The sequence below is a fragment of the Streptomyces sp. NBC_00620 genome (genome assembly GCF_026341825.1).
Lineage (GTDB): Bacteria > Actinomycetota > Actinomycetes > Streptomycetales > Streptomycetaceae > Streptomyces.
In genome coordinates this window covers 512,361-526,243 of the sequence record NZ_JAPENY010000003.1, presented here as the reverse complement: position 1 = coordinate 526,243, position 13,883 = coordinate 512,361, and the positions used below count along the sequence as shown (strand labels likewise).

General features: G+C 70.4%; 16 protein-coding genes. 9 read left to right on the top strand and 7 right to left on the bottom strand.

From position 1 onward, the window contains the following. Positions 1 to 35 precede the first annotated feature (35 nt). Positions 36 to 671 carry a TetR/AcrR family transcriptional regulator gene (locus OG246_RS33720; RefSeq protein WP_266472156.1) on the top strand — a complete coding sequence of 212 codons (636 nt, stop codon included), beginning with the start codon at positions 36 to 38 and terminating at the stop codon, positions 669 to 671. A 13-nt stretch (positions 672 to 684) separates the two neighbouring features. Further along, complete coding sequence (locus tag OG246_RS33715; protein ID WP_266472153.1) at positions 685 to 1,329, top strand: TetR/AcrR family transcriptional regulator; 645 nt, start codon at positions 685 to 687, stop codon at positions 1,327 to 1,329. Between the two features lie 25 nt (positions 1,330 to 1,354). On the opposite strand, the gene OG246_RS33710 is transcribed toward OG246_RS33715, so the two are convergent. Beyond that, positions 1,355 to 2,137 (bottom strand): DUF2993 domain-containing protein, encoded by a 783-nt coding sequence (locus OG246_RS33710; protein WP_266472151.1) that lies wholly within the window; start codon positions 2,135 to 2,137, stop codon positions 1,355 to 1,357. 105 nt (positions 2,138 to 2,242) lie between these two features. Continuing rightward, a complete protein-coding gene (locus OG246_RS33705) occupies positions 2,243 to 2,875 on the bottom strand; it encodes a TetR/AcrR family transcriptional regulator (protein WP_266472148.1) in 633 nt (210 codons plus the stop codon). 171 nt (positions 2,876 to 3,046) lie between these two features. Here OG246_RS33705 and OG246_RS33700 point away from each other — a divergent pair, with 171 nt between their 5' ends. From OG246_RS33700 to OG246_RS33675, 6 genes are all read left to right on the top strand, one after another. Then, positions 3,047 to 4,669: an MFS transporter gene (locus OG246_RS33700; RefSeq protein ID WP_266472146.1), complete on the top strand. Its 1,623-nt coding sequence runs from the start codon at positions 3,047 to 3,049 to the stop codon at positions 4,667 to 4,669. Positions 4,670 to 4,804: 135 nt separating this feature from the next. Beyond that, positions 4,805 to 6,946: a SpoIIE family protein phosphatase gene (locus OG246_RS33695; RefSeq protein WP_266472143.1), complete on the top strand. Its 2,142-nt coding sequence runs from the start codon at positions 4,805 to 4,807 to the stop codon at positions 6,944 to 6,946. Further along, positions 6,933 to 7,181: a beta-propeller fold lactonase family protein gene (locus tag OG246_RS33690; protein ID WP_266472139.1), complete on the top strand. Its 249-nt coding sequence runs from the start codon at positions 6,933 to 6,935 to the stop codon at positions 7,179 to 7,181. Before OG246_RS33695 ends, OG246_RS33690 begins: the two co-directional genes overlap by 14 nt. A gap of 172 nt (positions 7,182 to 7,353) precedes the next feature. Further along, positions 7,354 to 7,779 (top strand): hypothetical protein, encoded by a 426-nt coding sequence (locus tag OG246_RS33685; RefSeq protein WP_266472137.1) that lies wholly within the window; start codon positions 7,354 to 7,356, stop codon positions 7,777 to 7,779. Positions 7,780 to 8,138: 359 nt separating this feature from the next. Beyond that, positions 8,139 to 9,155: an acyl-CoA desaturase gene (locus OG246_RS33680; RefSeq protein WP_266472135.1), complete on the top strand. Its 1,017-nt coding sequence runs from the start codon at positions 8,139 to 8,141 to the stop codon at positions 9,153 to 9,155. A 61-nt stretch (positions 9,156 to 9,216) separates the two neighbouring features. Continuing rightward, positions 9,217 to 9,615: a DUF5994 family protein gene (locus OG246_RS33675; RefSeq protein WP_266472132.1), complete on the top strand. Its 399-nt coding sequence runs from the start codon at positions 9,217 to 9,219 to the stop codon at positions 9,613 to 9,615. A 179-nt stretch (positions 9,616 to 9,794) separates the two neighbouring features. Here the strand turns inward: OG246_RS33675 and OG246_RS33670 are convergent, their stop codons facing one another. The 5 genes from OG246_RS33670 to OG246_RS33650 all read right to left on the bottom strand — a co-directional run bounded on the left by OG246_RS33670 (position 9,795) and on the right by OG246_RS33650 (position 12,454). Next, positions 9,795 to 10,373: a DUF5994 family protein gene (locus tag OG246_RS33670; protein WP_323178357.1), complete on the bottom strand. Its 579-nt coding sequence runs from the start codon at positions 10,371 to 10,373 to the stop codon at positions 9,795 to 9,797. Between the two features lie 197 nt (positions 10,374 to 10,570). Beyond that, the gene (locus OG246_RS33665; protein ID WP_266472129.1) at positions 10,571 to 11,170 is read right to left on the bottom strand and encodes a DUF5994 family protein; all 600 of its coding nucleotides are present in this window, start codon (positions 11,168 to 11,170) and stop codon (positions 10,571 to 10,573) included. Positions 11,171 to 11,348: 178 nt separating this feature from the next. Next, the gene (locus tag OG246_RS33660; RefSeq protein WP_266472126.1) at positions 11,349 to 11,519 is read right to left on the bottom strand and encodes a hypothetical protein; all 171 of its coding nucleotides are present in this window, start codon (positions 11,517 to 11,519) and stop codon (positions 11,349 to 11,351) included. A 34-nt stretch (positions 11,520 to 11,553) separates the two neighbouring features. Beyond that, complete coding sequence (locus OG246_RS33655; RefSeq protein ID WP_266472124.1) at positions 11,554 to 11,910, bottom strand: PRC-barrel domain-containing protein; 357 nt, start codon at positions 11,908 to 11,910, stop codon at positions 11,554 to 11,556. A 196-nt stretch (positions 11,911 to 12,106) separates the two neighbouring features. Then, positions 12,107 to 12,454, bottom strand: coding sequence for a hypothetical protein (locus OG246_RS33650; protein WP_266472122.1), 348 nt, complete (start codon positions 12,452 to 12,454; stop codon positions 12,107 to 12,109). A 1,056-nt stretch (positions 12,455 to 13,510) separates the two neighbouring features. Here OG246_RS33650 and OG246_RS33645 point away from each other — a divergent pair. Beyond that, the gene (locus OG246_RS33645; protein ID WP_266472120.1) at positions 13,511 to 13,870 is read left to right on the top strand and encodes an ANTAR domain-containing protein; all 360 of its coding nucleotides are present in this window, start codon (positions 13,511 to 13,513) and stop codon (positions 13,868 to 13,870) included. Positions 13,871 to 13,883 lie beyond the last annotated feature (13 nt).

Genomic DNA, 13,883 nt, shown 5'->3' with positions numbered 1-13,883 from the left:
TGGAGGTGTGGGACTCCGTTGCTAAGCTCGCGCGTATGCCGACGTCAGCCCCGCCCAGCAACCGCTTCGAACGGCGTCGCGCCGAGACCCGCCAGGCGCTCGTCCGCGCGGCCCGGCGGATACTCGCCGAGACCGGGGACACCAGTGCCAGCATCCAGGTGATCGCGGAGCGCGCGGACGTCGGCTTCGGCTCCTTCTACAACCACTTCGGGTCGAAGACGGAACTGTTCGACGCGGCCGTGCGGGACGCCCTCGAGGAACTCGGCCAGACCTTCGACGAGCACCTGCGGGGAATCGACGACCCGGCGGAGCTCGTCGCGGCGGGATTCCGCCTCGGCGCGCGCCTGGCCGACTCCCAGCCCGAGCTGATGCAGATCCTGCGCCACCGCGGCCTCGGTCACATCCACTCCGACTCGGGCCTGGCTTCGCGTGCCATGCGTGACCTGGAGGCCGGCATCGCCTCCGGCCGATTCACCATCGCTGATCCGACCGTCGCGCTGACCGCCTTGGGCGGCTCCCTGCTGGCGCTGGTGGAACTGCGGTTCGCCCGGCCGGAACTCGACGGTGACGAGACCGCGTCGAACCTCGCCGAGATGCTGCTGCGCATGCTGGGCGTCCCGCCGGAGGACGCCCACGACGTCGCCCGCCGCCCACTGCCCGACCTTGACTGACGGGGAGAGCGCCGTGTCCAAGCCTGTCGTCCGCGAACCGCTGCGACGCAACTCGCGTTCCAACCGGGCCCGCATCCTCGCCACCGCCCGGCAGGAGCTCGGCCGGAACCCCGACGTGACCCTGGAGGAGATCGCGCGGGCCGCCGGCGTGGTTCGCCGTACGCTCTTCGGGCACTTCCCGGGGCGCGCGGCCTTGCTGGAAGCGCTCGCCGAGGAGGCGTCCGAGGCCCTGCGCGGCACCTTGGTCCGGAGGCCCGACGCGGAGGAGGCACCTCGGCGCGCCCTGGCCCGGTTCGTCCTGTCGATCTGGCCCGTCGGCGACCGCTACCGGCTGCTCCTCGCCCTCGCCCGCCAGGACCTGGGCGCGGAACGGGTGTCCGAGATCCTCGCCCCGGCCCGCAACGAGGCCACCGCCATCCTCGAGCGGGGGCAGCGTGCGGGCGTGTTCCACGGCCACCTGCCCGCAGCCGTGCTGAGCGCCGCCCTGGAAGCCCTGAACCTCTCCCTCCTGGAGAGCGTCAACACGGGGACGTGGGAGGACGACGGGACGCGCACCGCTGTGGCCACCCTGGTCGCGGCGGGCGTGTCCGAGCAGACGGCGACCATGACCGTCGAGGGTGTGGCGGCGGACATGCGGGCCGAAGGCTCCCACGGCTGATCCCGTACCGGACACCCCCGGTGGATCACGCGGACGTCGAACTCGGGCGGAAGGTGACCGACTTACCGGTGAAGCGGGCGCTGATCCCCTTTTCCGTGGTGGTGACCGAACGCAGGTGCAGGCCCTCGGGGATGTTCCGGAGAGGGACGGGCTCTTCCAGGGCCTTGTCGAGCAGCGCCTTCACGGGAGGGATCAACTCGCCCTCGGCGATGCGAAAGTCCGAGAAGGCGATGCGGTTGCCGTCGGCCACCGAGACCGCCGCGCTCACGGTCACGTCACCGGCGAGCGGCAGGCCGACCGTCGCGTCGACCCGGCCCGGCTCATCACCCTGCGAGACCTTCAGGCCGAGCGCCTCCGACACGTCCTCGTACGACAGGAAGGCGGTCGCCTCGACACTGCGTGCATGGGCTTCGTCGGCGTTCTCCGAGGTCTTCAAACCGTCGATGCCGACTGTCAGTTGCGTCACCGGCAGGAGCCGCGTCGTTCCGCGGGCCGGTATGTCATGCGCGGTGATGTCGACGTGCCGCAGGTTCCCCCGGGCCAGTTGCGTCAGTACGGGGAAGCCGCTGACGTGCACCGAAGGTCGCTCCGGCGTCCCCATGCCCTCCTGGAACGCCTCGGCCGTACGGCTCTCGGCGCGGGCCGCGGCAACTCGGTCGACGACGACAGCTCCGACCAGCAACGCGGCCAGGGACGCGACGGCGAGGATCCTGCGCCGCCTCCTCGGGGTCGGGGAGCCCACATACAGGGCGCCTTCACCGTAGTACGGCCCGCCCACGGGCTCCTCGTCATGCTGGGACTGGTACATGGCTTTCCTCTCAGGAAATTCAGGAAGTTCGGGAGATTCAGCAAGTTCGGGAAGTGATCTCCGGTCGTGGGCACGAGCCGCCGGAGTCGGACGTGGACCGGGCTTCTAGGCGGTGCGCTCAGGGCGGCTGGACTTGCGGAGCCGCGCGAGGGCGAGGTCGCCGTCCGTCCCCACCGCGATCAGGGCGGCGGTCGCGGCGCGCGTGCCGTCGTCGCTCCAGGTGCCGGCGTTCACGCACTCCAGGAGTGCCAGCAGGAGCCCTTCGAGCGCCCGGCTGAGCGGCTCGGGCGGGACGTTGGTCCGGAAGACGCCCTGCCGCTGTCCCTGGGCGATGATCGACGCCGCCATGTCGCGGGCGGGGGCGAGGACTTCGTCCACCCGTTCCGCGCACAGGTCCTGGGGCGCGAGTCTCAGCAGCGTGCGATACCGGTCGCCGACGGGCCACAGGGCCGCGACGAAGCGTGTCATCGCGGTGACGGCGTCAGGGACAGGGTGCGACATGGTCGCCAACGCGTGTCGCAGAGCTTGCGCGGCTTCCGCGACAAGGCCTTCGATCAGCGCGGACCGACCGGCGAAGTGGTCGTAGACGGTGCGGCGCACCACGCCGGCGGCCTCGGCGATGTCCCCGAGGCTGCTGTCGGGATCACGGCCGAGTTCCTGCCGTGCCGCTTCCAGGATGCGGGCCCGGGTGAGCTGTGTCTGGCGCCGCCCGCCGCCTGTGACGTGAGGGCTGGTCATGTCGGACCTCCGGTCGACGGGGGAGGGCAGCCCGATACTTGCACACGGATGGGCAATAAACTAGTCTGCACATCGTTGGGCAAATAACTGTGCGGCGCGGTGGCCGTGCCCGCACCGCACCCGCCGATCCACGACCCCCGTACCTGCCGCTTTCGCCCTGAGGAGCTTCCGATGCCGCTCTTTGCCAACACACCCGCCGAGAAGATGACGGGGCCCTACCCGCGGCGCTGGTGGGCTCTGCTGGTGCTGTGCCTGAGCCTGCTGATCGTGGTCATGGCGAACACCTCACTGATCGTGGCCGCGCCGGACATGACCACGGACCTGGGCCTCAGCAGCAGTGACCTGCAGTGGGTCGTCGACGGCTACACCGTCCCGTACGCCGCACTGATGCTCGTACTGGGCTCGATCGGCGACAAGTACAGCCGTCGCGGTGCGCTGATCCTGGGCCTGCTGATCTTCGCGGGGGGCGCGGTGATGGGCGGCCTGGTCGACGAGACCATCCTCGTCATCACCGCCCGCGCGATCATGGGTGTGGGCGCCGCCGTCGTCATGCCGGCGACCTTGTCGCTGCTGGTCGCGATGTTCCCGAGGGGGGAGCGGGCCAAGGCGATCACCGCCTGGAGCGCCACCTCCGGCCTCGCCATCGCCGTCGGCCCGCTGGCCGCCGGCTGGCTGCTCGAGGACCACGCCTGGGGTTCCACCTTCCTGATGAACGTACCCCTCGCGCTCGTCGGCGTCGTCGGCGCACTCCTCCTCGTGCCGCCGTCGAAGGCGGAGAAGATGGGCAGGATCGACTACGTCGGCGGTCTGCTCTCGATCGTCACCGTCGGCAGCCTGGTCTACGCGACCATCGAGGGCCCGCACTTCGGCTGGGGCGTCGGCCCCGTCACCGCGGTCGTGGTCGCCGCCGTCGGCCTGCCCGCCTTCGTCGCCTGGGAGCTGCGCCACCCGCACCCCATGCTGAACGTGCGCAAGTTCAAGGAGCGCCCCTTCAGCGGCTCCATGCTCGCGGTGCTGTTCTTCTTCTTCGGCACCTTCGGCTCGATCTACTACTCCACCCAGTTCCTGCAGTTCGTCCTCGGCTACAACGCGCTGGAGACCGGCGTACGACTGCTGCCGCTGGCCGGAGCCGTGTTCGTCGGCGCCGCGGTGACCGGGCGACTGGGCCCGAAGCTCGGCGTGAAACTGGTGGTGGGCACCGGCATGGTGATCGGCACCGCGGGAGTCTTCCTGCTCACGCAGATCGCGTCGGGCTCGACGTACACCGACTTCCTGGCGCCCCTGCTGATGCTCGGCTTCGCCATCGGCCTGAGCCTGTCCCCGGCCACCGACACCATCATGGGCTCCTTCCCCGAGTCGGAACTGGGCGTCGGCGGCGGCGCCAACGACACCGCGCTGGAACTCGGCGGCTCCCTGGGCATCGCCATCCTCGGCTCGCTCCTCGCCACCTCCTACAAGGACAAGCTGACCGGCCTGGTCGGCGGGAACCTCCCGGGCGCGGCGACGGACACCGCCACGGACTCGGTGGGTGGCGGCCTCGCGGTCGCCGAGCAGGTCGCGAAGAACCCCGACGGCGGACCCCAGCAGGCCCAGATCCTGGTCGACGCGGTGCACGAGTCCTTCGCCCACGCCATCGCCCACACCAGCCTCATAGGCGGCATCGTCATGGCCGCCGGAACCGTCGTCGTCCTGTTGGTCCTGCCCGGCGACAGGACCGCCGGCAAGCATGGCCAGGAGGAGCCGGTGGAGCCGGAGGCCGGCCGGGACGAGGAGTACGTCGACTCGGTCCAGTGAACCGGTCAGGACCCCTGAGACCTCTGTCCGACCTCGTCCTGTCGAGGCCGGACAGCGGGCGTAGGCCAGCGGCAGGGGTGCACTCGGTCCGCCGCCGGCGATGCGTACGCGCCCGTACGGCGTAGCGTCGACAGTGTGGACGTCACCGCGGACAGCCTCATCGCCCGTGCCGCGCATCATGAGCTCAGCCGGAGCGCGGACAGGCTGATCGCCGACGTGGAGAGGTGCCTGCGGAGCGAAGTCCCGGAACTGTGGGAAGACCCGGGAATGGCCCGACTGACCTCGGAGAACATCGCGGAGCACGTTCTCGGCGCGCTGACCGGCCTCGAGCACGGCGTCGACCCGAGCCGGATCGATCCGCCCGCCGCCGATGTCGAACGCGCCCGTCGGCTGGCCCGCCACGGGATACCCGTCACGGTCATGCTGCGGGGCTACCGGCTTGCGCAGGGCATCGCCCTCGACCGGCTGCTCGAAGTACTGTCCCGGCTGACCAGCGACCCCGAGCTGATCAGCGCGGCCACACGCAAACTGGTCGCGACGACGACCGGATACGTGGACCGCGCGTCCGAGCAGGGCGTCATCGCGTACCAGGAGGAGCGGGACCGCCGACTGCGGTGGCGGCTGTCGATGGTGAACGAGGCCGGGCTGCGCATCGGCACCACCCTGGACATCGCCCGCACCACCCAGGAACTGGCGGACCTGGCCACCGAGTACTTCGCCGACCTCGCCATCGTCGACCTGCTCGACTCCGCGCTCCACGGACCCGCAAACCCGGTGGAGAGACAGCTCGTACTGCGCAGACTCGCCCTGCGATCAGTGACGGACGACCACCCGGAACCGACGATCACGCCACAGCAGCTCCACACCTACCCGGACGGCTCACCGCCCGACCGCGCCCTGACCACCGGCCGGCCCGAACGCCACCACCCCGACGGGAGCCGCACGGCGGAGCCACCGCCGGTCCACTCGACGCTGGTGGTGCCCCTGCGTGCACGCGGCACCACGCTCGGCGTCGCCCAGTTCTCCCGCCACCGCAACCCCGACCGCTACGACGACGAGGACCTGCTCCTGGCCCAGGAGATCGCCGCCAGGGCGGCCATAGCGGTCGACAACGCCCGCCGCTACACACACGCCCGCACCACCGCCCTCAGCCTCCAGCGCAGCCTGCTCCCGTCTCGTACGCCACCGCAGTCCACCGTGGAAGTCGCCTGCCGCTACCTGCCCGCCGGCGCCCAGACCGGCGTGGGCGGCGACTGGTACGACGTCATCCCGCTGTCCGGCGCCCGCGTCGCCCTCGTGGTGGGCGACGTCGTCGGCCACGGCGTCCACGCCGCCGCGACCATGGGCCGGCTGCGGACGGCCGTACGCACCCTGGCCGACATCGACCTGCCGCCCGACGAGCTCCTCACACACCTCGACGACGTCGTCATCCGCCTGTCCGCCGAAGCGTCCATGGACCCGGACACCGTCACAGAGGCAACGGACGTGGGCGCCACCTGCCTGTACGCGGTCTACGACCCGGTGAGCAGTTGCTGCACCCTCGCGCGCGCAGGCCATGTGCCGCCCGTCCTGGTGCCCCGGGACGGCACCGCCGACATCCTCGACCTGCCCCCGGGGCCGCCGCTGGGCCTGGGCGGGCTGCCGTTCGAAGCGGCGGAGGTCGAACTCCCCGAAGGCAGCCTCCTCGCCCTCTACACCGACGGTCTGATCGAAGCCCGCGACCACGACATCGAGACGGGCCTCGCCCTGCTCCGCCGGGCCCTCGACCAGCCCGCCCCCTCTCTGGAGGCGTCCTGCGACAAGGTGCTCGAAACCCTGCTGCCGAGTCGCCCGGACGACGATGTCGCCCTGCTCCTGGCCCGCCCCCATGCCCGTGGCGACCTCCAGGTCGCCAGCTGGGACCTGGAGTTCGACCCTGCCGCAGTCTCGCGTGCCCGATCGAGCGTCTCCGAGCAGTTGAGTACCTGGGGCCTGGAGGACCTGGGCTTCACCGCCGAGCTGGTGGTCAGCGAGCTGGTCACCAACGCCGTCCGCTACGGCCGACCCCCCATCCGGCTGCGCCTGATCCACGACCGCACCCTCCTGTGCGAGGTCTCCGACGACAGCAGCACCACCCCGCACCAACGCCGCGCCCGCGTCTACGACGAGGGCGGCCGCGGCCTGCTCCTGGTCGCCCAACTCGCCGAGCGCTGGGGCACACGCCACGCCCGGCACGGCAAGACGGTCTGGGCGGAGCTGAGCGAGTCCGCCGGGGTTCCGGCATTTGCCGCTCTGTAGCCCGCGCCGAACGCAAAGGACCGGCCTGCTCACCCAGGTACAGCGCATCTCCTGCGGGGGACTCACGCCCTGGAGCTTCTCCCTTCATCCCAGCGGGAGTTGGCTGTTCGTCGCGAACCAGGCGAGCAACACGGTGAACCTCTTCGCCGTCGACCCACGGTCCGGACAACTGACGGACACCGGCGCGTCCGTACCCGTACCGAAGCCCGACTGCATCACCTTCAGCCGGTGCTGAGCCCGGCAAACGCGCTGCATGCGCACGGCCGAGAGAGCCCAACGGCAAACGCTGCTCGCGGCCACCGCCTCCGGCCAGGGCTTCGTCATGTCACAGCGCAGTCACAGAGCCTTCGCTCACCCCGCATATGCCGGATGATGCCTCCTCAGGCACACCATTCCCAGGGGGGATCATGCGCACCCGCATCACCATCGCGACCGTCACAGCCGCGCTCGCCGTCGCCCTCGTCGGCTGCAGCAGCGACGAAAGCGGCGACGAAACCAGCGATGATGCAGCGAAGACCACGGCCAGTGCCACCGCGTCCGAGGTCACGCCCGACCAGCCCTCCGCCACCGTCACCGCCGTCGGTATCCCGCCCGTGCCGACAGGCGCCGACCGTGAGGTGTTGCTCAGGGCTCTCGCCGCCGCCAATCCGGACACCGTGAAGTACGAGGACAAGGCCATCGACGCCGCACGCAATCAGTGCAGTGCCGTCGAGAGCGGCAAGGCCGACTGGCTCGCCTCGCAGCGCTTCACGTACAAGGACGTCACCACCACCGAGGCACAGGGCAAGCAGATCAACGCCGCCCTCGAAGGACTCGGATTCTGCAAGGTCTGACGGCCGCTGCCGCTGCCGACGACGAGGACGTCGGCCACATCGCCGACCCGTCACGAATGACTTCGGTACTTGTAGCGAAGCCAATTCGTCATGATTTGCCCGGATGTTCGACGGTCGGCAGGATGCCCTGTCGGCAGCGGTGCCAACCCCGGACAAGCCGGGCCGCATCGTTTCGGGGCGGGCGCGAGTACGGTGTAGGAACTGAGGACTCTTCCTGGGCAGATGCCGGCAGGCAGTCGGCGGACCGTACGGATCCGGACGAAGTCGCCGGGCCGCCGCTTCGAAGCCCACCACGTGTCCCTGCAGGAGCAGCCCGTGACCCCGGCCGCGCCACCCGCACCGAGGTCAAGGAGTTCCGCATGTCAATCGGTTCCACCACGTCCGCGGCCGAACCCCCTTCAGCGGTCGCGCCGCCGAACGCTGTTCAGTCGCCCGAGGGATACGACGGGACGGGTCCCTTCCCCGCGGAGGTTCCGACTCCGCCACGGAACAGCGGCGAGCGGCTGTACGTCGCCGTGACCGCGGCGATCGTCGTCCTGCCGTTCGTGGCACTCGGCCTCGCCGGCTGGTTGCTGTGGGGGAGTCTCATTCATCCCGCCGACATCCTGCTCGCCCTTGTCCTCTACACGGTCACGGGCCTCGGCGTCACGGTCGGCTTCCATCGCGGGCTCACCCATGGCAGCTACCGTGCGGTGCGTCCCGTGCGTATCGCGCTGGCTGTGGCCGGTTCGATGAGTTTCCAGGGCGATGTCATCGGCTGGGTCGCCACGCACCGCCGCCACCACGCCTTCACCGACCGGCCGGGGGACCCGCACTCGCCGTACCGCTACGGCACGCATCTGCGCGGCCAGTTGCGCGGACTGCTGCACGCGCACGTCGGCTGGCTGTTCCGCAACGACAGTACGCCCGCGGACCGTTACGCCCCCGACCTGCTCGCCGACCGCGACATCAGCGCCGTCTCCCGCGCCTTCCCGGCCCTGTGCGTCCTCACGCTCGCGCTGCCGTTCGCGGCGGGCTGGGCCATCGGAGGAACCTGGGTGCACGGGCTGACCGCCCTGCTGTGGGCGGGACTTGTGCGTATCGCACTGCTCCAGCATGTGACCTGGAGCGTGAACTCCCTGTGCCACATGATCGGCGAGCGCCCGTTCCGCACCCGTCGCCACGACCGGGCCACCAACCTGTGGCCGCTGGCCCTGCTCTCCTTCGGCGAGAGCTGGCACAACCTCCACCACGCCGACCCCACGTGTGCCCGCCACGGCGTCGACCGCGGCCAGGTGGACCCCTCCGCCGCCGTCATCCGACTTCTCGAACGCCTCGGCTGGGTGAGCGAGGTGCGCTGGCCGGCCCCGGACCGCGTGGCCGCCCGCCGCCTGTGAGCCCGGACCGTCCGACCGAATCCGGTCCACCCTTTCCGCACGGCAGTCGACAGGAGCCCGCATGACCGCCGTACTGCAGCCCCCGCTCACCCCGCATCCCCTGCTCCGCCTGAGCCTCGCGCCCCACAGCGGCCTGCCGCACCACATCGACGGTGCGTGGTGGCCCCACTCGTACGACCTGCTCGCGGAACTCCCGCGACTGCTTGCCGGGTTGCCCCGCACCTGGGGTCACATCGCCGGCGTCACGGTCAACGGGGCGACATGGCCCGCGACACCCGGCCGGATGCTCGTCCTCGACCGGGTCGTGCGCCTGCGCAGATCCACGGCCACGTCCGCCCCGCACACGGTCTGTCTGCTTGCCCCCAACCGGGGACGATGGGACCTGCTCGTCGTACCGCCCGACACCCCGCAGGACACCGCCGAGCAGCTCATGGCCGCCGCCGCGGCCGGCGGTGTCTGACCGGGCGGCGGGCGCGGCCGGCGGCCCTTCGGGCGGATGACGTCAGTTCGGTGGCAGGACCTCGGACGACTGGACAGTGGTGCGCTGCGTTCTCCGGGCGTCGATCCGGTGGATCACGCGTGCCGCCGCGACGGACAGGATCAGCAGGGTACTGAAGGCCATGGCGGTGACCATGAGGCTCACATCCCTATGAGCAGGCGGCTCGGGCCGGCCGCCGCAGCGGCCGGGTAGGGGGAGGCGCCGTCCTCGTCCCCGGAGGTCTCCGGGGAATCCCGGTCCGGGTCGGCCACGGAGCTGCCGTGGACGGCTTCCTCCGCCGCCATGAGCGCGCTCGCGGTGGTCGCGGTGCCGGTGCTCTCGCTCGCGGCGGCCATCAGGCGTGCGGCTGCCGCGGTGCTGGTCTCCGGCGGGATCACCAGCAGGTCCCAGCAGCCGGCGGTGTACGACAGCAGCAGGATCTTGTGCGGGTCCAGCTCCCGTGTGAACCAACCGACCTTCACCACATGGCCGTTGACGGGCACCATGTCCGGGAGGCCGGGCCAGTACGTCGGGTTGACAGCGATCCGGGTGATCCGTCCCCACAGCGGGTCCAGCATGTCGGCCAGGGTGGAGAGTTCCTGTGTCAGGTCCCGGGAGCGGGGCCACCAGGCGCCGTCCAGAAGTCCTCGGGTGGTGCTCACGGGCTTCAGCGCGAGACGGGCGGTCGGGGCCCTGAAGGGCACGATCCGCAGCGGCGGACGGTCGGTGGTCGCGGACATCTCGCGAACCTGTCTCCCAGCCGCTGCATTTGGGCAGCGGCCCGGTGTCGTCACTCGCCGAGAACGACACCGGCGTGGAGGCCGGTGTGCGAAATACTCTCGATGCCCCCACGCTACTCCCCCGGGAGGTCGAACGGACCCCGACGAGGCGCGGGTTCGCAGCGCTCCCTGCATGCCTTCGACGTGTACGCGGCCGCTCACATTCCTTGCGCCGGAGCCGATGCGCGGGCGATGACGGCACCGGCAGGGCCACGAGGATTCGTACGGTGGGCCTCGTGCCCGCCTTCGGAGTCCCAGACCCTTTCCCTGGTCGAGTCCCAGTCGGCCTCGGCCGCGGTCCGGAAGAAGTCCGCCTCCTGGATCAGGCCGCTCGCGGTGAGGCTGCGCGACGGATCCGTTGCGGTGGTCATCAGGCGGGCGGCTGTGGCCGGACTCGTCTCCGGCGGGATCACCAACAGGTCCCAGCGGCCGGCGGTGTAGGAGAGCAGCAGCAACTTGTGCGGGTCCTGCTCGGCCTTGAACCAGCCGACCCGCACGACGTGGCCGTGGACGGGCACCCTCCGAGGAACGACCGGCCAGAACGTGGGGTTCACGGTGACGTGGGTGATCCGCCCCCACAGCGGGTCCAAAACCGCGGTGAGCGCCGGGAGTTCGGCCGCCAGATCCCGCGTGCGGGGCCACCACGCACCGTCGATCAGTGCCGGAGTGGTGCCCGCCGGTGCCAGCATGAGCCGGAGCGGTGACGAGGAAGGGGCCCGGTCGTCGACCGCCGGTCCGTCCAACATGGTCGCGGTCATGACATGCCCTCAGCCCCCCAGGACGGCCTGAACCGGCCCGGTGTCGTGGATCGCCGAAAACGACACAGGCACAAGCCGGTGCGCGAAGTGTCCTCGGTAGTTCCAGGCTACTCCTGGCCAGGGCCCGACGGACGGGTGCGAGGGCACCGGCCGAAGTGCCCGGGCACGGCTGCCGTCGTCAGCGGATGGGACGCCGTCCGGCACGCCGGGACCCTCGTATGGCGAAGAAGGCCACATCGGCCACGAAGAGCACGATGCCGATGACCAGCAGATAGCCCATGCCGTCCGCGGCCGCGCCGATGATTCCCAGTACGACGGCCACCAGGACGAGCAGCAGGAAGAGCGCCATCACCCGAACACCTCCTTGTACTGCGTGTGGGCGGTCAGCGCCGCGCGAGTTTGCGTTCGCCGTTGGCACCCGGTTTGTACGTCATGCCGTAGTACTGGAAGATCGCTTCCTCCTGCTCGGCGGGCAGTACGTCGTCCGTGCCGATCGACGGGGCCTTCCGCGCCTGTCCCTTGTCGTAGGGGACCTTGACGTAGTCCGGCCCGAGCACCGCCTCGTCGAGGGGGACGAAGACCAGTCGCTGGCGGCTGAGCAGCCCCGTCCGGACGGTGGCCATGGCGGGTTCGTCGGTCGCGGTGTCCACATAGATCGCTTCGAGCGTGCCGATCTTGCGCTGCTTCGGGTCGACCACGTCATGGTTGCGCCACTCGCGGATGTCCGCTGAACGGATCATGCCCCTGCTCCCTGTCTGCCCGCCGACCATGGCACAACGGCCCCGGCGTCTACGCACCGGGGCCGCCCTTCCGGGCCGCCGCACGTGAGAGTGCACCGGCCCACTTTTCATCGTATGACCGGAATGCTCTTCCGGCACCGGGGATGCCGCGGCAACACCACTCTTGGTGCTGCGAAGCGGCCACCGGCGCGAGTGCCTACAGGCGCAGCAGGCGCTCCGTGAGCTCTCGGTACTGCCTCAGGGCGAGCCGGTACTCGGTCGACTGTGTTTCGGGGTCCTGGTCCTGCCAGCCCGCGCGAAGGACGCGCCGACGTTCCGCGAGGGCGTTCACGAGCTGGGTGGTGATCTCGTCGAGGGCTCCGTCGGAGTCCTCCAGCGCCTGGCGCGGGCTGTCGGCGAAGGTGTTGAGGGCCATGTGGAGGCGCTTGGTGAGCTTGGCCCGTGCGTCCGGCGCGAGCAGCGACTCCGGGCCGGAGATCTGACGCCCGGCGGAGCCGGGCCGGTTGTCCGGGGGCTGTTGGGCGCGTGTCTGGTCGTACATCATCGTGTGCCGCTTTCCTGTGCGTCGTGCCGGCCGGACCTGGCGCTGCATCCGTCCATGAGTACGGCTGGCGTCGCGATGTCGATCACGACGGCGGGACGCGGCTGCCACTCCCCAACTCCTTGTGGGACCTTGCGTGTTGAGCCTGCCGGGTGGCGCTCACGCGACGTGGGCACCACCCGGGGCTGTCATGGTCACCGCCTGAAAGCGTGCCCGGCCTTCTCGCCGGGCTGCTTCAGGTTGCCGGAGACCCGTTCGGCCCTGCCGTGCGCTCCAGTTTCCTGTCGCGGCCGGCCCGGCCGAAAGCTTCCATGATCCTTCCCTTCACTTCCTGCGTCTTGCCTCTTGAGCGTACGTCCAGCGCTCATGGTCGGCCTCGTCGCTGAAGGTGGACCACCTGCGCTGCGGCCGTGATCCGTACCGTCGCCGGACCTCCAGATCGCGGAGTTCCTGAGTTCCGCGGGGTCCGGGCGAAGCGGGAAGGCGGAATGCGTCGCCCGAATGATCCGGAGTGGCATGGCCCTACGCCGTGCCGTCAGTGAACGCCCGGCCACTTCCTGTGTCAACGTGATGTCGACATGGGGGAGTTTTGGGTGCCGGCCGGGGCCGATGGGGCGAAGGAAGCCTTCGGAGAGCACGCCCGCCGGTCCAGGTGTCGAGTAGCCATCCGCCTTGGACAGTACGCGCTTACGTCGCACGGTATCTGCAACCTTTGGGCAGGGCTACGCTGTGGGTGAGGCCCGCAGGGTCCGTCGCTGCGGCCACCGAGCCGTGGGCGCGGAGCCTGAGTACGGCAGACCGGCTGTGATGCTCACCGGCCATGGCTGCGCGGACGCCCGGACCGGCCACACGGACCGGCATACGGGATCGTCTGGTCGTCGTCCCAGTCGAGGACGCGAAATCGGGGACACGAAATCGGGAACACGAACTTCTGGTACCACGGCTTGGCCTACCAGCCCGGCGCGGCCGGCGAGCAGGGACTCGCCGGCCGCTGACGGCTCTCCTCCAGGGCGGCTCCACCCAGGCTGGACACCGCGACTGCGCTGTGAGGTAGGCATCATGCATCAGGCGAAATCGCCCCACGCGGCCGAGGGGATCCTGACGGCCGCGCCCTTGCCGGGGGATGCGCTCCTGATCGCGGAGATACTCGAACTACGGGTGGAGAACGATCAGTTGGTGCAGGCGCTGGCGAGCCGTGCGGTGATCGACCAGGCGCGCGGCATGGTGATGGCCCTGGCACCGTGTTCCAGTGAGAGGGCCTGGGATCTGCTGGTGGACGTGTCGCAGCACTGCAACGTCAAACTCCGGGACGTGGCCGCGGCTCTGGTCGCCTCGCCGAACGGCGTGACACTCCCGGAGCAGATACGACGGGAGCTGCGCGGGGCGATGAGGCGTCTCCACGCGGTCGACCGGCGGTGACAACCTGAATGCC

Coding starts and splice junctions, on each gene's coding strand:
- OG246_RS33720 (WP_266472156.1), top strand. CDS start 36: ATGCCGACGTCAGCCCCGCCCAGCAACCGCTTCGAACGGCGTCGCGCC.
- OG246_RS33710 (WP_266472151.1), bottom strand. CDS start 2,137: ATGTACCAGTCCCAGCATGACGAGGAGCCCGTGGGCGGGCCGTACTAC.
- OG246_RS33705 (WP_266472148.1), bottom strand. CDS start 2,875: ATGACCAGCCCTCACGTCACAGGCGGCGGGCGGCGCCAGACACAGCTC.
- OG246_RS33700 (WP_266472146.1), top strand. CDS start 3,047: ATGCCGCTCTTTGCCAACACACCCGCCGAGAAGATGACGGGGCCCTAC.
- OG246_RS33685 (WP_266472137.1), top strand. CDS start 7,354: ATGCGCACCCGCATCACCATCGCGACCGTCACAGCCGCGCTCGCCGTC.
- OG246_RS33680 (WP_266472135.1), top strand. CDS start 8,139: ATGTCAATCGGTTCCACCACGTCCGCGGCCGAACCCCCTTCAGCGGTC.
- OG246_RS33675 (WP_266472132.1), top strand. CDS start 9,217: ATGACCGCCGTACTGCAGCCCCCGCTCACCCCGCATCCCCTGCTCCGC.
- OG246_RS33670 (WP_323178357.1), bottom strand. CDS start 10,373: ATGTCCGCGACCACCGACCGTCCGCCGCTGCGGATCGTGCCCTTCAGG.
- OG246_RS33665 (WP_266472129.1), bottom strand. CDS start 11,170: ATGACCGCGACCATGTTGGACGGACCGGCGGTCGACGACCGGGCCCCT.
- OG246_RS33660 (WP_266472126.1), bottom strand. CDS start 11,519: ATGGCGCTCTTCCTGCTGCTCGTCCTGGTGGCCGTCGTACTGGGAATC.
- OG246_RS33655 (WP_266472124.1), bottom strand. CDS start 11,910: ATGATCCGTTCAGCGGACATCCGCGAGTGGCGCAACCATGACGTGGTC.
- OG246_RS33650 (WP_266472122.1), bottom strand. CDS start 12,454: ATGATGTACGACCAGACACGCGCCCAACAGCCCCCGGACAACCGGCCC.
- OG246_RS33645 (WP_266472120.1), top strand. CDS start 13,511: ATGCATCAGGCGAAATCGCCCCACGCGGCCGAGGGGATCCTGACGGCC.